At 73.3% G+C, this 17,790-nt stretch carries 18 protein-coding genes and 1 pseudogene; 8 read left to right on the plus strand and 11 right to left on the minus strand.

Annotated elements, in window-relative coordinates; translation table 11 throughout:
* Positions 1 to 14 precede the first annotated feature (14 nt).
* A complete protein-coding gene (locus tag ACH47Z_RS23665) occupies positions 15 to 1,583 on the plus strand; it encodes a carboxylesterase/lipase family protein (protein WP_399076737.1) in 1,569 nt (522 codons plus the stop codon).
* On the opposite strand, the gene ACH47Z_RS23670 is transcribed toward ACH47Z_RS23665, so the two are convergent.
* Together ACH47Z_RS23670 and ACH47Z_RS23675 are read right to left on the minus strand one after the other, a co-directional pair.
* Positions 1,578 to 2,147: a hypothetical protein gene (locus ACH47Z_RS23670; RefSeq protein ID WP_399076739.1), complete on the minus strand. Its 570-nt coding sequence runs from the start codon at positions 2,145 to 2,147 to the stop codon at positions 1,578 to 1,580. The two genes, ACH47Z_RS23665 and ACH47Z_RS23670, sit on opposite strands and share 6 nt — an antisense overlap.
* Before the next feature lie 257 nt (positions 2,148 to 2,404).
* Positions 2,405 to 2,545 (minus strand): annotated as a pseudogene (locus ACH47Z_RS23675) (transcriptional regulator); the annotation flags it as partial.
* A 113-nt stretch (positions 2,546 to 2,658) separates the two neighbouring features.
* On the opposite strand from ACH47Z_RS23675, the gene ACH47Z_RS23680 reads away from it, so the two are divergent.
* Both ACH47Z_RS23680 and ACH47Z_RS23685 read left to right on the plus strand, forming a co-directional pair.
* Positions 2,659 to 2,904: a hypothetical protein gene (locus ACH47Z_RS23680; RefSeq protein WP_399077050.1), complete on the plus strand. Its 246-nt coding sequence runs from the start codon at positions 2,659 to 2,661 to the stop codon at positions 2,902 to 2,904.
* Positions 2,898 to 3,554 carry a class I SAM-dependent methyltransferase gene (locus tag ACH47Z_RS23685; protein WP_399077038.1) on the plus strand — a complete coding sequence of 219 codons (657 nt, stop codon included), beginning with the start codon at positions 2,898 to 2,900 and terminating at the stop codon, positions 3,552 to 3,554. The genes ACH47Z_RS23680 and ACH47Z_RS23685 overlap by 7 nt, the downstream gene beginning before the upstream one ends.
* On the opposite strand, the gene ACH47Z_RS23690 is transcribed toward ACH47Z_RS23685, so the two are convergent.
* From ACH47Z_RS23690 to ACH47Z_RS23700, 3 genes are all read right to left on the minus strand, one after another.
* Positions 3,548 to 3,787: a hypothetical protein gene (locus ACH47Z_RS23690; protein WP_399076741.1), complete on the minus strand. Its 240-nt coding sequence runs from the start codon at positions 3,785 to 3,787 to the stop codon at positions 3,548 to 3,550. The genes ACH47Z_RS23685 and ACH47Z_RS23690 overlap by 7 nt on opposite strands.
* A gap of 66 nt (positions 3,788 to 3,853) precedes the next feature.
* Positions 3,854 to 4,777 carry an N-acetylmuramic acid 6-phosphate etherase gene (gene murQ / locus ACH47Z_RS23695; protein WP_399076743.1) on the minus strand — a complete coding sequence of 308 codons (924 nt, stop codon included), beginning with the start codon at positions 4,775 to 4,777 and terminating at the stop codon, positions 3,854 to 3,856.
* Between the two features lie 51 nt (positions 4,778 to 4,828).
* Entirely contained in the window at positions 4,829 to 5,734 is a 906-nt protein-coding gene (locus tag ACH47Z_RS23700) for a MurR/RpiR family transcriptional regulator (RefSeq protein ID WP_399076745.1), read from the minus strand.
* Between the two features lie 55 nt (positions 5,735 to 5,789).
* On the opposite strand from ACH47Z_RS23700, the gene ACH47Z_RS23705 reads away from it, so the two are divergent.
* Together ACH47Z_RS23705 and ACH47Z_RS23710 are read left to right on the plus strand one after the other, a co-directional pair.
* Positions 5,790 to 6,173 (plus strand): hypothetical protein, encoded by a 384-nt coding sequence (locus ACH47Z_RS23705; protein WP_399076747.1) that lies wholly within the window; start codon positions 5,790 to 5,792, stop codon positions 6,171 to 6,173.
* The gene (locus tag ACH47Z_RS23710; protein ID WP_399076749.1) at positions 6,170 to 6,445 is read left to right on the plus strand and encodes a DUF4031 domain-containing protein; all 276 of its coding nucleotides are present in this window, start codon (positions 6,170 to 6,172) and stop codon (positions 6,443 to 6,445) included. Before ACH47Z_RS23705 ends, ACH47Z_RS23710 begins: the two co-directional genes overlap by 4 nt.
* Here ACH47Z_RS23710 and ACH47Z_RS23715 read toward each other — a convergent pair.
* Both ACH47Z_RS23715 and ACH47Z_RS23720 read right to left on the minus strand, forming a co-directional pair.
* Positions 6,427 to 7,530: a GNAT family N-acetyltransferase gene (locus tag ACH47Z_RS23715; RefSeq protein WP_399076751.1), complete on the minus strand. Its 1,104-nt coding sequence runs from the start codon at positions 7,528 to 7,530 to the stop codon at positions 6,427 to 6,429. The genes ACH47Z_RS23710 and ACH47Z_RS23715 overlap by 19 nt on opposite strands.
* A 27-nt stretch (positions 7,531 to 7,557) precedes the next feature.
* The gene (locus ACH47Z_RS23720; RefSeq protein WP_399076753.1) at positions 7,558 to 8,205 is read right to left on the minus strand and encodes a hypothetical protein; all 648 of its coding nucleotides are present in this window, start codon (positions 8,203 to 8,205) and stop codon (positions 7,558 to 7,560) included.
* 111 nt (positions 8,206 to 8,316) lie between these two features.
* Here ACH47Z_RS23720 and ACH47Z_RS23725 point away from each other — a divergent pair, with 111 nt between their 5' ends.
* A complete protein-coding gene (locus ACH47Z_RS23725; protein ID WP_399076755.1) occupies positions 8,317 to 9,018 on the plus strand; it encodes a copper homeostasis protein CutC in 702 nt (233 codons plus the stop codon).
* 22 nt (positions 9,019 to 9,040) lie between these two features.
* Here the strand turns inward: ACH47Z_RS23725 and ACH47Z_RS23730 are convergent, their stop codons facing one another.
* Both ACH47Z_RS23730 and ACH47Z_RS23735 read right to left on the minus strand, forming a co-directional pair.
* On the minus strand, positions 9,041 to 9,727 hold the full coding sequence (locus ACH47Z_RS23730; protein ID WP_399076757.1) for a hypothetical protein: 687 nt from the start codon (positions 9,725 to 9,727) through the stop codon (positions 9,041 to 9,043).
* A gap of 85 nt (positions 9,728 to 9,812) precedes the next feature.
* Positions 9,813 to 11,876 carry a HelD family protein gene (locus ACH47Z_RS23735; protein ID WP_399076758.1) on the minus strand — a complete coding sequence of 688 codons (2,064 nt, stop codon included), beginning with the start codon at positions 11,874 to 11,876 and terminating at the stop codon, positions 9,813 to 9,815.
* Between the two features lie 267 nt (positions 11,877 to 12,143).
* Between ACH47Z_RS23735 and ACH47Z_RS23740 the strand changes: the two genes are divergently transcribed.
* Entirely contained in the window at positions 12,144 to 12,332 is a 189-nt protein-coding gene (locus tag ACH47Z_RS23740; protein WP_399076759.1) for a hypothetical protein, read from the plus strand.
* Between the two features lie 24 nt (positions 12,333 to 12,356).
* Here ACH47Z_RS23740 and ACH47Z_RS23745 read toward each other — a convergent pair whose 3' ends face one another.
* A complete protein-coding gene (locus ACH47Z_RS23745) occupies positions 12,357 to 14,009 on the minus strand; it encodes a DNA repair helicase XPB (protein WP_399076761.1) in 1,653 nt (550 codons plus the stop codon).
* 99 nt (positions 14,010 to 14,108) lie between these two features.
* A complete protein-coding gene (locus ACH47Z_RS23750; protein ID WP_399076762.1) occupies positions 14,109 to 16,658 on the minus strand; it encodes a helicase-associated domain-containing protein in 2,550 nt (849 codons plus the stop codon).
* 91 nt (positions 16,659 to 16,749) lie between these two features.
* Here ACH47Z_RS23750 and ACH47Z_RS23755 point away from each other — a divergent pair, with 91 nt between their 5' ends.
* On the plus strand, positions 16,750 to 17,763 hold the full coding sequence (locus ACH47Z_RS23755) for a hypothetical protein (protein WP_399076763.1): 1,014 nt from the start codon (positions 16,750 to 16,752) through the stop codon (positions 17,761 to 17,763).
* The last annotated feature ends 27 nt before the right edge of the window (positions 17,764 to 17,790 follow it).

Raw genomic sequence — 17,790 nt, forward strand, 5'->3', positions numbered from 1 at the left:
GCGAGGAGCGAGTGATGACGACGAGCGAGTCCCAGGCCCCGGAAAACGACGTCCCGGACCCCGATGGTCCAGGCGGTCCCGTGGTGCGCACCGCCTCCGGCGCGGTGCGCGGCCTGCGGGAGCGGGGGCTGTCGGTGTTCCGGGGCATCCCCTTCGCCGCGCCCCCCGTCGGGCCGGACCGCTTCCAGGCCCCGCGGCCGCCCCGCCCCTGGGACGGCATACGTGAGACGTACGCGTTCGGGCCGCCGTCCCCGCAGGAGCCCGGCTTCAGCGGACGCGCGGCCCAACTTCCCTCCGTGGCGGGCGACGAGTGGCTGACGGTCAACGTCTGGACCCCGGACCCGGACCCGTCCGCCGCCCGCCCGGTGCTGGTGTGGATCCACGGCGGGGCGTACAGACTGGGCCATGGCGGTCAGCCGGGCTACGACGCCCAGCACCTGGCGCGGGAGGGTGACGTCGTGGTCGTCACCTTCAACTACCGCTTGGGCATGGAGGGTTTCGCCCTGTGGACCGGTGCCCCCGCCAACCGGGGCCTGCTGGACCAGGTGGCGGCCCTGGAGTGGGTCCAGGAGAACATCGCCGGGTTCGGCGGCGACCCGGCCCAGGTCACCGTGTTCGGCGAGTCGGCGGGCGCGGGCAGCATCGCCTCGCTGCTGGCCATGCCCAGAGCGCGCGGCCTGTTCCGGCGCGCGATCGGCCAGAGCGTGCCCGGCACCCTCTTCTCCGTCGACCTGGCCCGTGACATCGCCACGGAGCTGGCGGCCGAGGTGGGCCGTACGCCCACCGTGGCCGACCTGAGCGAGGTGGATCCGCAGCAGCTCACCCGGGCGGGCCAGACGCTGGGCGCCAAGATGCCGGCGTACACCGGCCGTTGGGGTCAGGCGGGCCCGACCTCCGTCCCCTTCGCCCCGGTGGTCGACGGCGACGTACTGCCCACGACACCGTGGGAGGCGCTGGCGGCGGGCGCGGGGCGGGAGGTGGACCTCCTCGTCGGGCACAATCGCGACGAGTTCCGCCTCTTCCTGGTCATGGCTGACCTGGTCGGCAAGATCACGGACGACCGGGCGGGGCAGACCCTGCGGTTGTACGCGCCGGGGGGTGCGACGGGCGAGGCGGCCTACCGCTCGGCCTTCCCCGACGCCGGCCCGGAGCTGCTCTTCGAACGCGTCCAGACCGACTGGCTGTTCGCGATACCCAGCCTGCGCCTGGCGGAGGCCCAGCTCGCGGGCGGCGGCCGCGCCCATGTCTACGAGCTGACCTGGCCGGCCCCCGACGGCACCGGCGTGCTCGGCGCCTGCCACGTCCTGGACATCCCGTTGCTCTTCGGCACGTACGGCGCCGACCTGGGCGCTCTGTTCTTCCCCGGCGGCAAGCCCACCCCGGAGGCGGAGCGGCTCACCGCGTTCCTCCAGCACGCCTGGCTGGCCTTCGCCCGCACCGGCGACCCGGGCTGGCCGGAGTACGACACCGACAGCCGCGCCGTACAGATCCTGGACGCCGAGCCGCGCGTGGGGCCGTATCCGGAGGAGGGGAGCCGGCGCATCTGGGAGGGGTACGCGTTCGGTGCCCTGCCGCTGCTATAGGTTGCCCATCGGCTCGATGTCGACACGCACGGGCGTGCCCCACACGCGCAGCACCTCGTAGTCGGTGAACTCGTGCACGAGCCGGTACGCCATGGCGGGCCGGGACGATCTGCGCTGGGCGGCGAGATACGCCTCGGCCTCGCGCCGGTCCCGCCGGGGCGTGCCGCACAGCTGCCACTCCTGCCCGTTCCAGGCCTCCGGCAGCCAGCGCTGCTGCGGCTGGGGCCGGTCGGCACGGACGCCGTAGCGGGAGGGGGCGGTGACCGCGGGGGCGGGTTCGGCGCGCCCGCCTTGGTACTCCGACCGGCGGGCCGCCCGGCGCCGGGTCTCGCAGAGCAGACACAGGTCGGGCGCGCTCTCGTCCACGGGGCCCTGCGGATGCTCGGGGCACCGGGTCGTGAGGGCGCTGGTGGCGACACTCTCGTCCAGCAGATCGAGCGCCCGGCGCAGATCGGCCTTGATCTCGTGCAGCCGGGAGTCCGGGGTGTCCCCGGTCAGGGCCTCCCCGTGCTCCCCGACGAGCCGCAGGGCCCGTCCGAGGGCGGTGAGCTGGGCGTGGTTCATGGTCAGTCCGCGTAGTCCTTCAGTTTCTCCGTGTCCAGCGTGATGCCGACGGGGTCGGGCAGCGCTACTGGGGATCCCCAAGGGTACGAGAGTGTCCGTTGGTAGTGGCCTTCCTTCGGCTCGCTGAAGACCGTGAGGTCTGGTCGTCGCGGTCGATGAGGATGCCGTCGGGGTCGGACCAGTCGCCTTGCCCTTTGAAGTAGTCGCGCCGTGCGAATGCTCCATCCGCGATGGCACGTCCGTTGCGATCTGCCTCTGTCTTGCATCCGCGCGAAATCCGGCTGCATCCTCCGCGTACCCGCCTCAAGCTGCCCGATGAACGTCCCGCTCACGAACAGCTTCGCGCCCAGCATGGCGCGCGGCGATGACGACGGGTCGAGGTCCTTGCGGCCTGCCATCGAGACTCCCTCTCCCACAGTTCGCATTGTTGGGGCGCCCTGGCTGGCCAGGCTAGCGAGCCGTCGACCACGCTGTGTAGCACATGCGGAACTCACCGTGGAAGTAGGCAAAGGTGCGCACCACCGAAGAGATCGTGGAGTCGTTGCGGGACGCCCTCGCCGGGGTCGGTGTCGTGTTGCCGTCCCTGTGCGTCGACCCGGTGACCGGCGCGAGCGACGAACCCTTTGCGTTGGTCGACTTGGGGCGCTGCAATGTCCGTACCGCCGAGCGGCTGACGGACGTGCTGAAGACGATGTCCGTCGGTGAGGGGCTGCGGGCCAGGGTGCGGCAGGTCAATCGGGAGAGGCGCAACTGTTGAGCAGACTGGTCGAGGCCCTGCACCGCTTCAACGCCGCTCACCCCTGGGACCACAACGCGCACTATCACCGCTGGCTGCTCCGGCAGTTGCCGCGCCGGTTCGGCAGCGCGCTGGACGTGGGGTGCGGCAGTGGGGATCTGGTGCGGCGGCTGGCCGGGCGGGCGGAGTCGGTCGTCGGGGTGGACGCGGACGAGGAGATTCTGCGGCGGGCACGGGAAGCGACCCCCGCCGACGGCCCCGTCACCTACACCCGCGCCTCCGCGCCGGACGGTCTCCCGCCCGGCCCCTACGACGCCATCACCTGCGTCGCCGTACTCCACCACCTCCCGTTCGCCGAGACCCTGGCCCGGTTCCGGGAGGAGCTGGCGCCTGGCGGCACTCTGGTGGTCGTCGGCTGTGCGCGGGCCGAGGGGCCTCTCGATCACCTGACAGGGCTGGTGGCCATACCGCTCAACCTTCTCACGGGGTGGATCAAGAACCGGGGGCGGGCCACGGCGCACCGGCCGGTTTCCATGACGGCCCCGGTCCGTGACCCGGAGATGACCCTCGCCGAGATCGGCCGCGAGGCTCGCCGGATCCTGCCCGGCGCCCGACTCCGCCGCCGGCTCTTCTGGCGCTACACCCTGGTCTGGCGCGCCCCTCGTCAGTGACGGATGAGGCTGCCTTCGCCGCACGTGGGCGTGTCGAAGTGCAGCGGCAGCGGGGAGACGGCGTTGGCGACGGGGAGCACGGCGAGGTCTTCGGCGCACTTCGTGGTACCGGTGGCCGTCCAGTGGCCGCTGTCCTCGGCGTGGGCGTGGGCGTGGGCGTGGGCGGGGGCGGCCAGGGCGGCGGCGGAGGCGGCCGTGAGGGCGGCGGTGGCCAGGAACTTCATCTTCGTCATGCCGGGGGAACGACCGCCCGGGGCGGGGTGTTACGCCGGTGCGGCCGGTTGGGGACTCACTCCCGCTCAGCGGGGCGCGTGGGCCAGCGCGGCGCGCAGGTGGCCGCCGGACTCCTCCAGAAGACGGGCGGCGGTGGGGCCGTCGACGTCGGCGAGGAGGGCGAGGATCGCGTTCTTCACCTCACCGCCCGACTGGGCCAGCGCCCGCTCGATCTCCTCGTCGCCCGCCCCCGTGGCCAGGGCGACGATACGGCGGGAGCGGGCGCGGAGTTTGTCGTTCGACGCGCGGACGTCGACCATCAGGTTCCCGTACGTCTTGCCCAGCCGGATCATCGTGATGGTGGAGAGCATGTTGAGGACCAGCTTCTGGGCCGTGCCCGCCTTCAGACGCGTGGAGCCGGTGATCAGCTCCGGGCCCACGACCACCTCGATGCCGTGCTCGGCGGCGGCCGCGAGCGCGCTGTGCTCGTTGCAGGCCAGGCCGATCGTCAGCGCGCCCACCGCCCGGGCGTGTTCGACGGCGCCGATCGCGTAGGGGGTGCGGCCGGACGCGGAGATGCCGACCACGGTGTCATCGGGGGTCGGTTTCAGCGCGTCCAGGTCCTGCCGGGCCAGCTCCCTGGAGTCCTCGGCGCCTTCCACCGAGGTGACCATGGCCGTGGGTCCGCCCGCGATCAGGCCGACGACCTGGGCGGGGTCGGTGTTGAAGGTGGGCGGGCACTCGGAGGCGTCCAGCACGCCGAGCCGGCCCGCCGTACCGGCACCGGCGTAGATCAGCCGCCCGCCGCGCGCCATCCGCTCGGCCACGGCGTCGATGGCGGCGGCGATCCGGGGCAGTTGCGTCGCCACGGCGGCGGGGACACCGGCGTCCTCGCCGTTCATCAGGCGGGCGATGTCGAGGGTGGGCAGACGGTCGATGTCGGCGAGGTCGGGGCGGAAGGCCTCGGTGGTCAGGGAAGCCAACTGCTGTCGCAGGTCAGGGGAGGTCATGAGGGGGGCGGCTCTCTCAGGTCTCTCAGGTTCGGGTTCGCGTGCGGTTACTCACCTGGGTTTGGTGCGATGCCGATGCGCCAGCGCCTCGTACGACGCGGCCAGGGCGGGCGCCGCCGTCTCGTACGTCCGCTGGGCCACTCCCACGAACAGGCAGTCCACCACGAGCAGTTGACTGGTCCGCGAGGACATCGCGGCGGGTCGCAGCTCGCTCTCCCGTGAGGTGGACGTGGTCAGTACGTGGTCGGCGTACTGGGTGACCGGCGAGTCGGGCCGGCCGGTGATGGCCACGGTGGTGGCCCCGCGCTCGAAGGCGACCCGCAGCGGCTCGATGACGTCCCCCGTCGAGCCGGAGTGGGTGATCGCGATCGCCACGTCGCCCGAGCGCAGCTGCACCGCGTTGGTCACCGCGAGGTGCGGGTCGCTGTGGGCGTGGGCTATGAGGCCGATGCGGAGCAGCTTCTGGGTGAGGTCCTGGGCGACCAGCCCGGACGCCCCTATGCCGTAGACGTCGGTCCGCCGTGCGCCGGCCAGCGCGGTGACGGCGGCGCCCAGCTGGGCCGTGTCGAGTCCGGCGGCGGTGTCGGCGAGGGTCTGCTGCTCCTCGTAGGCGAGCTTGGTGACGACGTCGGCCAGCGGGTCGTCCACGGCGATGTCGGTCGTGATGGCGGGCGCGCGGCCGGACTGCTGCTGGGCGGCGAGGCCTGCGAGGGCGAGCCGCAGGTCCCGGTAGCCCGGGTAGCCGAGCAGGCGGGCGGTGCGGACGACCGTGGCCTCGCTGGTGCCGGTGAGTTCGGCCAGGCCGGTGACCGTGAGGGCGGCGCAGCCGGCCGGGTCGTTCGCGACGGCCTCGGCGACGCGGTGCATGGACCGGGTCATGGAAGGGGCGAGGCTGCGCACCTTCGCGGCGAGGGAGCCGCCCGGACTGCCGAAAATTTCCTTCACGTCCTGGGTCACGGATGAAAGATATTTTCGGTTCGGTGGTGTGGTCAAGAGTGCGCACAATGGTTCTATGCAGCCCATCACTCCCCTTGAGCAGGCCCTGCACGCCGCCCGCGCGCTGGTGCTGGCCGATCTGGTCGCGGGCGAGGTCGCTCAGGCGGACGTGGTCTCGCTGGTCGAGGACTCCGTCGCGGAGCGGCGCTGGTGGGTCGAGCAGTGGCCGGACGGCATGGCCTACATCGCCGGGCTGGTCGCCCAGGACGTACAGGACGCGCTGCTGGAGCGGTACGGCCGCTGGCCGCTGTGCCCGGTGTGCGGCTCGGGCGACCCGCACGCCCTCGACGTGGAGCCGGAACTGGGCCCCGATCCGCACTGGGTCTGCCACAAGGCGGGCGTGCGCGTCGCGGCGGTGGGCTCGCTGTCCTCGGCCACCGGCCAAGCGACCTCGTCGTGACCCTGTACATCGACCCGCCCGCCTGGCCGGGACACGGGCGCATGTGGTCGCACCTGGTCAGCGACGTGTCGTACGACGAACTCCACGCGTTCGCCGAGAAGCTGGACCTGCCCCGGCGCGCCTTCGACGGCGACCACTACGACCTTCCCGCCCACCGGTACCCGGACGCGGTGGCCGCCGGGGCGGTGGAGGTCAGCAGCCGCACGGTGGTACAGCTGCTGCACTCCTCCGGGCTACGGCGCAGGAAGGGCCCTCAGGCGCGGCGGATGTAGAGCTGGAGCCCGTCGTCCATGCCGTGCTGGTCGCGGGCGATCCGCTCCTCCTCCACGGTCGCCCGGGTGAAGCCGGCCCGGGACACCACGCGCTGGGACGGGATGTTGGCGTGTTCGATGGTCGCGATCACCATCGAGACGTCGTCCCGGGCCAGCGCCCGCTCGGTCAGCGTGCGCAGCGCCTCGGTGGCGTACCCCTGGCCCCGGGCGCCTTCGGCGAGGTCGTAGCCGACCTCCACCCAGCCCTCCTCGTTCGGGGCGCCGTGGAAGCCGATGCCGCCGATCGCGCGGCCGTCCTCGTGCCGTACGAGGGCGAAGACTCCGAACTCCGGCCGGTGCACGCCCGCTTCGTACGCCTTCACCAGGAAGCCGGAGGCGTCTCGGGTGCCCTCGTAGGGGCCGCCCTCGATCCAGTCGAAGCCGCCGTCGCCGCCGAGGCGCAGATCGCGGGCGGCGGCGGGGCGGATGCCGGTGAGCGTGACCCGCTCGGCGGGGATGACGAGGTTGTTGTACCAGTTCCAGTCGGTGACCGGGGCGCGGCCGGGCAGCTCGCCGCGGCCGGTGGCCCACAGCAGGGTCGGCCAGGGTTCGGGACCGGGCTGGACGTGCGGGAAGAGCCAGGTCAGGACGGACTCGGCGAGAGCCGCGGACGGCTCGTACGCGAGGCCCAGTCCCTCGGCGATGTCATGGGTGTGCAGGAGCGTCTCGGTGACGGCCATCGCCGCGAAGCCCTCGCGGTCGGCGCTGCCGAAGGGCTGGACGTGGAAGGCGCGGACGCCGGGCGGGGCGGTGCGGACGGCGGCGGCCAGCAGGGCGCCGGTCGCCTCGACGACGTCGAGCACGCCGGTGTTGTCGGCGCCCTCGGCGAGGCTGACGCGGAGCGGCAGACGGCCGGCCGTCACGCCTCCGGCGAGGCGGGAGGAGTACGCGGTGAAGGCCTCGACGAGGTGGAACGCCGTGGCGCGGCAACTCCACTCCAGGCGCCCGGCCTTGACGTCCTCCCAGTCCCGCTCCACCGCCGGTCGCAGTGCGGCCATGCAGCCCGCGACGGCCTCGTTCACATCGTCCCCGTTGATCGTTCGCATGAGGCGCACTCTAGGGAAGGCGGGGCCTCAGGGCGAGAGCAATTCCAGCTCGGATGCGAGGTTGTAGCGGGCGGTGGCCTCCCAGTGCTCCCTGCCGTACGGGGTGCGGAACAGTCGTGGCAGGTCCAGGAGCTGGCGCAGGACCGCCGAACGCCCTTCCCTGAAGGCGTCGTTGGGAACGAAGTGGTACTCCTCGCGCACCTCCGCGGTGTAGACGGCGTACGCCGACGGGGGCGCGGCCAGGATCGCGAGGTCCGCATCGCACAGCACCTGGCCGTCGCGGTCGTCGTCGGCCGGGTCGTGCGTGACGGTGAGCCGGACCAGCCGGGCCACCTCGGCGGTCTTGTCCTGCGCGACCCCGGCCTCGGGAAGCGCGCGCTCGGCGAGGCGGGCGGAGCGCTCCTCGTTCGTCGACCGTTCCGGCAGGTAGACGGCGTCGTGGAACCAGGCGGCCAGGCGTACCACGTCCGGGTCGTCCGCGTACTCCTCGAGTACGTCGATGCGGTCGAGGACGGCCGTGAGGTGCTCAAGGGTGTGGTACCGGCGCTGCGGCTCCTGCCAGCGGCGCAGCAGGGCATCGGCGTACCGGTACGGGTCCGGGGCGCAGGAGTCGTCGTCCCGTGCCGCGAGCAGGGCGCGCAGCCAGCGGGACCGCAGGGCGTCGAGGTCGGCCATGGGCACATTGTGGCGTGCTGTCGGCCGTGGCGCGGGGCAGGGCGTACCCTTGAATTGGACTAGACCTCTAGGGCTGTCCCTGGACCTGTAGCCGCCGATGAATGGGGTGCCATGAGCAAGCGTGCAGTCCTGGAGGTGATCGCGCTCGACGTCGAGGACGCGGTCGCCGCCCAGGCGGGAGGCGCGGATCGCCTGGAGCTGGTCACCGAGATGGCGGCCGACGGACTCACCCCCGCGCCCGCCACCGTCGCCGGCATCCGGGCGGCCGTCGACATCGACCTGCGCGTGATGCTGCGGCTGGCGGACGGCTTCGCGGCCGGGGACGCCGGGAACGTGGAGCGTCTGGTCCGGGTGGCGGGCGAGATGCGGGACGCGGGCGCCGACCAGTTCGTGCTCGGGTTCCTCGACGCGGACGGCGGGGTGGACCTGGCGGCGGTGGAGCGGGTGGCCGGCGTGCTGGACGGCTGCGCGTGGACCTTCCACCGCGCGATCGACCGCGCCGCCGACCGCGACGCGCTGCGCAAGCAGCTCGCCGACCTGCCCGGCCTGGACACCTACCTCACGGCGGGCGCCGCGGGCGGGGTGGACGAGGGGCTGGCGACGCTGGTCGCCGAGGCGGGGCGCCGGGGCGAGCCCGGGTACGACCAGACGGTGCTCGTGGGTGGGGGGTTGCGCCTGGAGCACGTTCCACGGCTGCGGGCCGCCGGCATCGACGCCTTCCACATCGGCGGCGCGGCCCGGCCCTCCGGGTGGGAGGGGCCGGTTTCCGAGGCTGCCGTGCGGGAGTGGCGGAGGGTGCTGGACGGGGAGTAGTGCCGGTCCCCGCCCGGTGTCGTCACGCGGTCGCGAGGACGACCAGGACGAAGAGGAACACCACACCGAAGCCCGAGAGCGGGAGCAGGCCGAACATACCGGCCGGGCGGCGGAACACCGGGAGGCCCGGGTCCAGGCCGGGGCCCAGGGCGGCCGTCGGGGCGGGGAGCTTCCGGATCTTGGACAGGGTGAAGAGGTTGATCAGCAGCGTGATGGGCGTGATGATCATCGACATCGGACCCCACCAGCCCTTCGCCAGGGTGTCCGACTGCATCTTCCGGAAGACGGCGAGCCCGCAGGGGTGGCAGAAGGTGCCCTTCCGCCACAGGTTCCGCATCACGATCAGCATGCCCTGGTGACCCCGGATCGTCATGCGTGCGGCGGGCGCGGCCCCGCACACCTCGCAGCCGGGGCCGCCGGGCGCGGGCGCGGTCGCGGCGGCGCCGTACGGCTGGGCCGGGTACGGCGCGGGTGCCTGCTGGTGCGCCCCCGGCGCCTGCTGATACGGGCCGGGTGCCTGCGCGTACGCGGCAGGCTGCTGCTGGTACGACCCCGGCGCCTGCTGCTGGTACGACCCCGGCGCCTGCTGCTGGTAGGGCCCGGGTGCCTGCTGGTACTGGCCAGGCGCCTGCTGGTACGGCGCCGGCTGCTGCGCGTACGGCCCTGGAGCCTGCGGGTAGGCGGAATGCGGGGACGGTGGTGTGCTCAACGGAGGCCCTTCAGAGGGGGACATGACAGACCTGACAGAACGGCACCGCAGCCTACTCGTCCGCTCCGACAGTCCCCGCGTCGGCTCAGCCCAGTTGTGCGGGCAACGGCGCCGCGTGCGTCACGATCAGCCCGGACACCGCTCGGGTGAGAGCCACGTACAGGCGTCGTAGCCCCGTCCGCTCGTCCGGCTCTCCGTCCACCACCGCCTGGGGTTCGTCCAGGGCGACGTAGTCGTACTCGAGGCCCTTGGCGAGGGAGGCCGGGACCAGGGTGAGGCGGGTGTCGCGGGTGGTCTCCTCGCCGGGGGCGAGGTAGCCGAGGCCCGCCGCCGTCAGGGCCTCGGCCAGGACCGGGACGCGGGCGTCGGCGGCGATCAGGCCGATCGAGCCCTCGTTGCGGAGCAACTCCTCGCAGGCCGCGACGACGTCGGCGGTCTCAGTGACAGGGCGGACCTCGAAGAAGCCGGGGTTCTCCCGGACCGAGGCGACCGGGGTGAGGCCGGGGGCGATGTGGGGCAGGAGCCGGGAGGCGTACGTGATGACGTCCGTCGGCACGCGGAAACCGGCCGTCAGCTCCTCGATCACGCCCTCGCGTTTGCCGAGGTGGGCCAGTGCCTCGTCCCAGCTACGGGTCGCCCACGGGGTCGTGCCCTGGGCCAGGTCGCCGAGGACGGTCGCGCTGCCGGTGGTGCAGCGGCGGCCGACCGAGCGGTACTGCATGGGGGACAGGTCCTGCGCCTCGTCCAGGACGACATGGCCGAGCGAGTGCGTGCGCTGGATCAGATCCGTCGCCTCGTCGATCAGCACCGTGTCCGCCGCCGACCACTTGGCCGACTTCACGCTGCGCACCGGCTTGGCCCACAGGATCGTCTTCCGCTCGTCCTCGTCGAGGATCCCCTCGGCGTGCTCGGCCAGGAAGTCGGCGTCGGTCAGCAGGCGCAGGACCAGCTTCGCCGGGTCCACGGCCGGCCAGATGACCTTCACGGCCGCCTTGACCGCGCTGTTGCGGGCCACCGCGTCCTGCACCCGGTCGTCCGGCGCCTCCCCGGCCCGCTCCATCTGCACCAGCACCGCGTGCGCGATCCGCTGCGGCAGGGCGTCGCGGGCGGCGCCGTAACGGATGTCGCGCTCCAGCAACTCCCGTACGACGTCCTCGAGTTCGTACGCCGGGACCCGCCAGCGCCGCGAGCCGCGCACGACCACGACCGGCTCCGTCGGCATGGTCACATGGGAGTACAGGGCCCGGCGCAGCACCTCGGCCATCCGGGCGTCGCCCTTGACCACGGCCGCGGCCGCCTCGTCCGTGCCGCGCACCTCGACGTGCGCCACCAGGTCGTCCACGGTGGCCTGCTGCACCGCCAACTCGCCGAGCGCGGGCAGCACCTGCTCGATGTAGTGCAGGAAGGACCGGTTCGGCCCGATGACGAGCGTGCCCGTGCGGGCCAGCCGCTCCCGGTGGGCGTAGAGGAGGTAGGCGACCCGGTGCAGGCCGACGGCGGTCTTCCCGGTGCCGGGGCCTCCCTGCACGCAGACGGTCCCGCCCAGCCCGCTGCGGACGATCTCGTCCTGCTCGGGCTGGATGGTGGCGACGATGTCCCGCATGGGGCCGACGCGCGGCCGCTCGATCTCCTGCTGGAGCAGCTTGCTGGTCTTCGCGGTCTCCTCCGGGTCGGAGAGGTGCTCGTCCTCGTACGCCGTGAGGTCGCCGCCGGTGTACCCGAAGCGGCGGCGCAGCCCGACCTCCATCGGGTCCTTCTTGGACGCCCGGTAGAACGGCTGCGAGACCGGCGCCCGCCAGTCGATGACCATCGGGTCGCCGCCGGCGTCGTGCACATGCCGGCGCCCGATGTAGAACTGCTCCCCCTCGGCCCCTTCGGCCTGGTCCGCTCCCGGTGCGTGCAGATAGTCGAGCCGGCCGAAGAACAGCGGGGTGTCGCTGAGGTCGGCCAGCGCCTTGATCCGCTCGTCGATCTGGTGGGCCAGCGCCTCGGCGTTCACCCAGTTCGCGGTGACGTCCCTGATGTCCAGCGACTCCACGTCCTCGCGCATGGCACGCAGCGCGGCACGGGAGGAGGTCAGATGGGCGCGCTCCCGGGCGAGGGGGTCGTCGAGGGGGGCGTCGAGCGGCTCTGGGGCGGGCGTGGACAAGGGGGTGCCTCCGGTAGACCTGCTGGGTGGCTACGACGATGCCGCACGGTTTCCGACCGGGCGACGGCACTCCGCTGAGGGGAGGCGGGCAAGAGCGGAGATTCTAGTGAGAGCGCGGAGGCGAGCGCCAATGAATTTCCCGACCCCTAGGGGGTGCGTGATCCCTGACGTAGGGGCCGGGGTCCACCCGGGGGCCTAGTCCGAGGCGCCCGGGATTGGCTCTGCAGACCGATGCGGGTCCCGTGCCCGGGGATCCACCATGGAGACATGAGCGCGGCAACCTTCTCCTCATCTCCAGTCCCTGCCCGACCCCCGTCCGGCGCCACCGCCGTCGACGGCCCCCATCACCACCTGCTCGGCAACGCGCTGCGCGCGATCAAGGTGTTCGCGGAAGCGGCGTTCAACGTCGTGATCCTCGGCGAGTACGGCGAGGAAGCGGGCATACGCCGTCGGTGACCGCCACCCCGGCGTGCCGTCGGCTCAGCCGGCGCTGTCCTCCGCCAGGAGCTCGTCCGCGTCCACGATGCGGTAGGCGTAGCCCTGTTCGGCCAGGAAGCGCTGGCGGTGGGCGGCGAAGTCCTGGTCGATGGTGTCGCGGGCGACGACCGAGTAGAAGTGCGCCTGGTGGCCGTCGGCCTTCGGGCGGAGCACCCGGCCGAGGCGCTGGGCCTCCTCCTGGCGGGAGCCGAAGGTGCCGGACACCTGGATGGCGACCGTGGCCTCCGGCAGGTCGATGGAGAAGTTCGCGACCTTCGAGACGACCAGCACGCTGATCTCGCCCTCCCGGAAGGCGTCGAAGAGCTTCTCCCGCTGCGCGTTGGACGTCTCACCCTTGATCACCGGCGCGTTCAAGTGCTCGCCCAGCTCGTCGAGTTGGTCGATGTACTGACCGATGACGAGGATCTGCTGGCCGGCGAAGCGGCGCACGATCGCCTCCGTGACCTTCCGCTTGGTCGCGGTCGTGGCACAGAACCGGTACTTCTCCTCCGTCTCGGCGGTGGCGTACGCCAGCCGCTCGGAGTCGGTCAGATTCACCCGCACCTCGACACAGTCGGCGGGCGCGATGTACCCCTGCGCCTCGATCTCCTTCCAGGGCGCGTCGAACCGCTTGGGGCCGATCAGGGAGAAGACGTCCGACTCACGGCCGTCCTCGCGCACCAGCGTGGCCGTCAGCCCCAGACGACGGCGGGCCTGGAGATCCGCCGTGAACTTGAAGACAGGAGCCGGCAGCAGATGCACCTCGTCGTAGAGGATCAGCCCCCAGTCCCGCGAGTCGAACAGCTCCAGGTGCGGATAGACGCCCTTCCGCCTCGTGGTCAGCACCTGGTACGTGGCGATGGTGACCGGCCGGATCTCCTTCTTCGTCCCGCTGTACTCGCCGATCTCGTCCTCGGTCAGCGAGGTCCGCTTCACCAGCTCGTGCTTCCACTGCCGCGCCGAGACGGTGTTCGTGACGAGGATCAGGGTCGTCGACTTCGCCTGCGCCATCGCCCCGGCGCCGACCAGCGTCTTTCCGGCGCCACACGGCAGTACGACGACCCCGCTCCCGCCGTGCCAGAAGTTCTCCACGGCCTGCTTCTGGTAGGGCCGCAGCGCCCAGCCGTCCTCCAGCAGCTCGATCGGGTGCGCCTCACCGTCGACGTACCCGGCGAGGTCCTCGGCCGGCCAGCCCAGCTTCAGCAACACCTGCTTGATCTGCCCGCGCTCGGACGGGTGCACGACGACGGTGTCCGGGTCGATCCGGGCGCCCACCAGCGGGGCGATCCGCTTGGACCGCAGCACCTCCTCCAGCACCGGCCGGTCGGTGCTGGTGAGGACCAGTCCGTGCGCGGGGTGCTTGGACAGGGTCAGGCGGCCGTAGCGGTCCATCGTCTCGGCGACGTCGACCAGCAGTGCGTGCGGCACCGGGTACCGGCTGTACTGCACCAGCGCGTCCACGACCTGCTCGGCATCGTGCCCGGCCGCCCGCGCGTTCCACAGCCCGAGCGGCGTGACCCGGTAGGTGTGGATGTGCTCAGGCGCCCGCTCCAGCTCGGCGAACGGCGCGATGGCCCGCCGGCAGTCATCGGCCCGCTCGTGGTCGACTTCCAGGAGCAGGGTCTTGTCGGACTGGACGATCAGCGGTCCGTTCACGAGCGGCACACCCTTCCATTGCGGCCAGAGACCATGACGGCCAAACGTCCAGTGTGCCCCATCCGCCGGGAAACGGGGTCGGTCGTCCGGTGCACGGGGTCAGTCCTCCGCCAGCTCCGCCACCCCCGTGATCCGGTGCAGCGGATACGTCCGGACCTCGTCCGCCGTGTGGTCGTACGCCGTGACGAAACCGCCCTCCACCTTGACCGGGGCGATGACGCGCTGGCTGGCGGAGCCCTCGGCGTTGACGTAGCCGATCCACAGGGAGTCGCCGGTCAGGACGGCGGCCTGCATGGTGGCCAGGGTCTCGGCGGAGGAGGTGCGGGGGAGTTCGCCGCCCACCAGCGGAGCCCCGGCCCCGGCGGACTCGCCCACGGCCTTGCGCGGAGTCGTCGCGGCCAGGTCGCCCGCCCGGATCGCGCGGATCGCCGCCGCGAGCAGCGTGGCGTCGGGCGGTGGCGGGCCGTCCGGCACCGGCTCGGGGGCGGTGCGGGGTGGGGTGCGGTGGGCGTGGGCGCGGGCGATCAGGACCTCGCCCTCGGCGGACTCGGCCGCCGGCGCGAAGCCCATCGCCCGCAGGCCCTCCAGCAGCGCCGCCGGGTCGCACTGGGCGGCCAGCACGGTCGGGGCCAGGCGGCGCAGGCGCAGGGCGGCGGCGCGTTTGTCGGCCAGGATCTCGTTCAGCAGGGCGTCGTCGTCGCAGCGTACGTACGCCGAGGCCGCGCCCACCCGCAGATGGCCGTGCTTGCGGGCCACGTCGTCGATCAGATAGGCGAGCGGCTGCGGGACCGGCGTACGGGAGTGCTGGGCGAGGAAGGCGTGCAGGTCGGCGGCGCTGCGGCCGGCGTCCAGGGCGCGGCGGACCGAGCCCGGTGTGAAGCGGTACACCGTCGCCCCGCCCTTGGACTCGACGTCCGCGAGCACGCCCAGCGTGTCGGCGAGCGGCCGCTGCAGCGGGCCTGGCGCCACCGCCGTCAGGTCGGCCTGGAGCAGGACGTGGTCCAGGGGCTCGGGGAGGAGCGGGGCCAGGATGCGGGCGGCCGCCGCTGTCGCCGTCGCCTGCTCGACGGGGGAGAGGGAGGCGGGGGCGTGGTGGTGATGGACCGGGAGCTTGGCGCCGGGGCCCGACCCGTTCTCCCGGGGTACGGCGACGGCAGGGGCCGGTGCGCCCAGCAGTGCGCGGGCGTGCGCCGACAGCGCGCCCCGGCCGGTGATCCCCAGCAGCTCCGCCTCCGACAGGGTCCAGCGGGCCAGCCGGGAGCGCAGGTCCTCCTCGCCGTCCCGCTGCTGGGGTCCGCGCAGGGGCCGTTCCCAGCCCAGCCGGGCCAGGACCGACCCGGTGTCCGGTGCCGTGCCCGTCGGCAGCCCGGCCAGCAGCGCCAGCACCCGGTGCCGTACCTCGGACGCGGCCGAGCGGTCCAGGCCCGGGCCGAGCGCGGAGAGCGTACGGTCCTTCGCGTCCCGCCCGCCGACCAGCCCCGGCGTCCGAGTGGCCGCGAGCCAGGCCTCCGCGAGCCGGCTCCAGCGCTCGGCGGCGGGCCGCTCCAGCCACTCGTCGTAGGCGGGCGTGGCCGCGTACCGCTCGTCGGCCTCGCCGTCGGAGGCGATCAGCCCGGCTGCGTACGCCAGCTCCACCCAGAACGCGGCGACCGGCTCCGACACGTCCAGCGCGACGGCGGTCCGCTTCAGGTCACGCACGCTCAGACCGCCGGCCCGCAGCACGGCCGGGCCGCCCTCGTCCCAGTCCTTCAGCAGCTCCTCGACGGTGGCGAGCGAGGTGTACGCCTGCCCGGCCGCCGTCGCGTCCACCACCTGCGGGCTGTGCGCCGCGGCCGGTTCGACGGCGGGCGGCAGCGGCTCGGGCGTCCGGTGCGCGCGGCCCTCCCGCAGATGCAGGGCCACCTCACGCGGCAGGACGACCGTGCCGGGGGCGGTCGGCAGCAGCAGGCCCCGGTCGAGCAGCCAGCGCAGATGGGGGGCCGGATCCGGGGTGACCTGACCGTACGGCGGCCCCCAGACCAGGCGGGAGAGCACCTCGTGCGACCCGGCAGGGGCCCCGGCGAGCAGCTTGGCCATCTTCCTGCGGTCGGCGAACAGCGCGGTGAGCGCGGCCACGGCGGACACCGCGTCATGCGTCGACGGCAGCCCGGCGGTCCTCACGATCTCCTGGACCCGTCCCGGCGACATGCCCGACGTCGCCTCCTGCACGGACGGGCCGAGCCCGGTCGGGGAGGGGTGCTGCGGGGACGGCGCGAGGAGTTCCCGGGCGGTGCGCACGAGCCGCGTCCGCTCGTCGTCGCCCCACACCAGTGCCTGCTCGCGCAGGGTGGCGACGGCACGCGGCAGCGCGGCGGCGACCGTCTCGTCCCGCGCGTCGCCCGCCATCAGCCCGAGCAGGGTGTCGTACGACACCGGGTCCGGGGCCACGGCCAGCGCCTCCGCGGTCTGCAGCGCGAACCGGTCCAGCCGCTCCAGCGCGCGCAGCACCGAGGCGCGGGTGCCGGCCCGGGTGGCCAGCTGGGTGAGGTCGGTCGGGACGGGCGTGATGAGGTCGGGACGGCTGCGCAGGAGTGCGGACAGGGAGGCGTCGTCCCGCGCGCGCAGCGCTTCCGCGAGGGAACGGGGAGCTGGTTGGGCCGCTTGGCTCATCTGACCCACGGTAGCGGGTGCGTGGGTTCCAGCCGAGTGTGTCGGGTGGAGGCCGGTCCCGCGGAGGCGGTCAAGCGGTACCGTCCTCACCGTGGGGATCGAGAGCGACCAGGTCGTCTACGAGTACCTGAGCCGTGTCGGGGACATCGCTCAGCAGCGGCAACTGCCGTCGGCCACGCGGATGCGGCTCGTGACGGAGCTGCGCAACGAGATCGACCGGCACCGGGCCACGGTCACGGTGGACAGTCCGGCCGCGGTCCGCCGCATCCTGGACGGGCTCGGCACCCCCGACGAGGTCGTCGAGGCCGCGGGTGGCACGTCCGGCACCGGGCGCGTTCCGCAGTCGCCGGCCGCCGCCGTGCCCGTACAGCCCGCGCCGCGCGACACGGAGGACAGGGACCGGCCGAAGGGCCTGCGCCGGGTCGTACCCCGCCCGCGCCGGGCCGCTTCCGAGCCCCCGGCATCCTCCGCCCCGCGCGACGCGCCCTCCCCGCCCCACCTCGCCTCCGCGCACGAACTCGGCGACAGCGCCACCCAGCCCGACTGGTGGCGGGTCGGCGGCACTCCCTTCGGCGGCCCGGAGACCGACTCCGTGCCGGGGTTCGTCGGGGGCGTGGAGATCCCGGACCTGCTCCGCCAGCCACCGAAGGAGACGCAGGAGGCCACTGCGAAGGACGTGAAGGAAGCGGCACAGGAGGAGGCGCAGGAGGCCACCGAGGAGGCCGCTCCGGCCGGGCGCCGCCGTGTGATCCCCCTGCGCCCCGCCGCCGGCTGGACCAACCCCCTCCTGCTCCTGGCCGCCGCCGCGCTGGTCGCCGGCGCGGTGCTCGGCAACTGGTTCGCCCTGCTGCTCGGCTGGGCGATCGCCTACGGCTCCCGCCGGCTGACCGCGACGGAGACCAAGACGGCGGTGATGTTCCTGCCGGGTACGGCGGTCGCGGCCGGGCTGGTGTGGCTGTGGGGACGGCAGAACGGGCGCTGGGGCCGGCCGATCGCCCAGGGACACATGGGGGACGCGGTCGCGGGGACGTGGCCGTGGGTGGTCAGGGGGGCGGCGGTGGCGTCGGCCCTGTACCTGGTGTGGCGGTCGCAGCGACGGAAGTGAAGCGCCCCGAAAGGGGCGCGGGACTGT

It is taken from the genome of Streptomyces sp. NPDC020192, assembly GCF_044388685.1.
Lineage (GTDB): Bacteria > Actinomycetota > Actinomycetes > Streptomycetales > Streptomycetaceae > Streptomyces.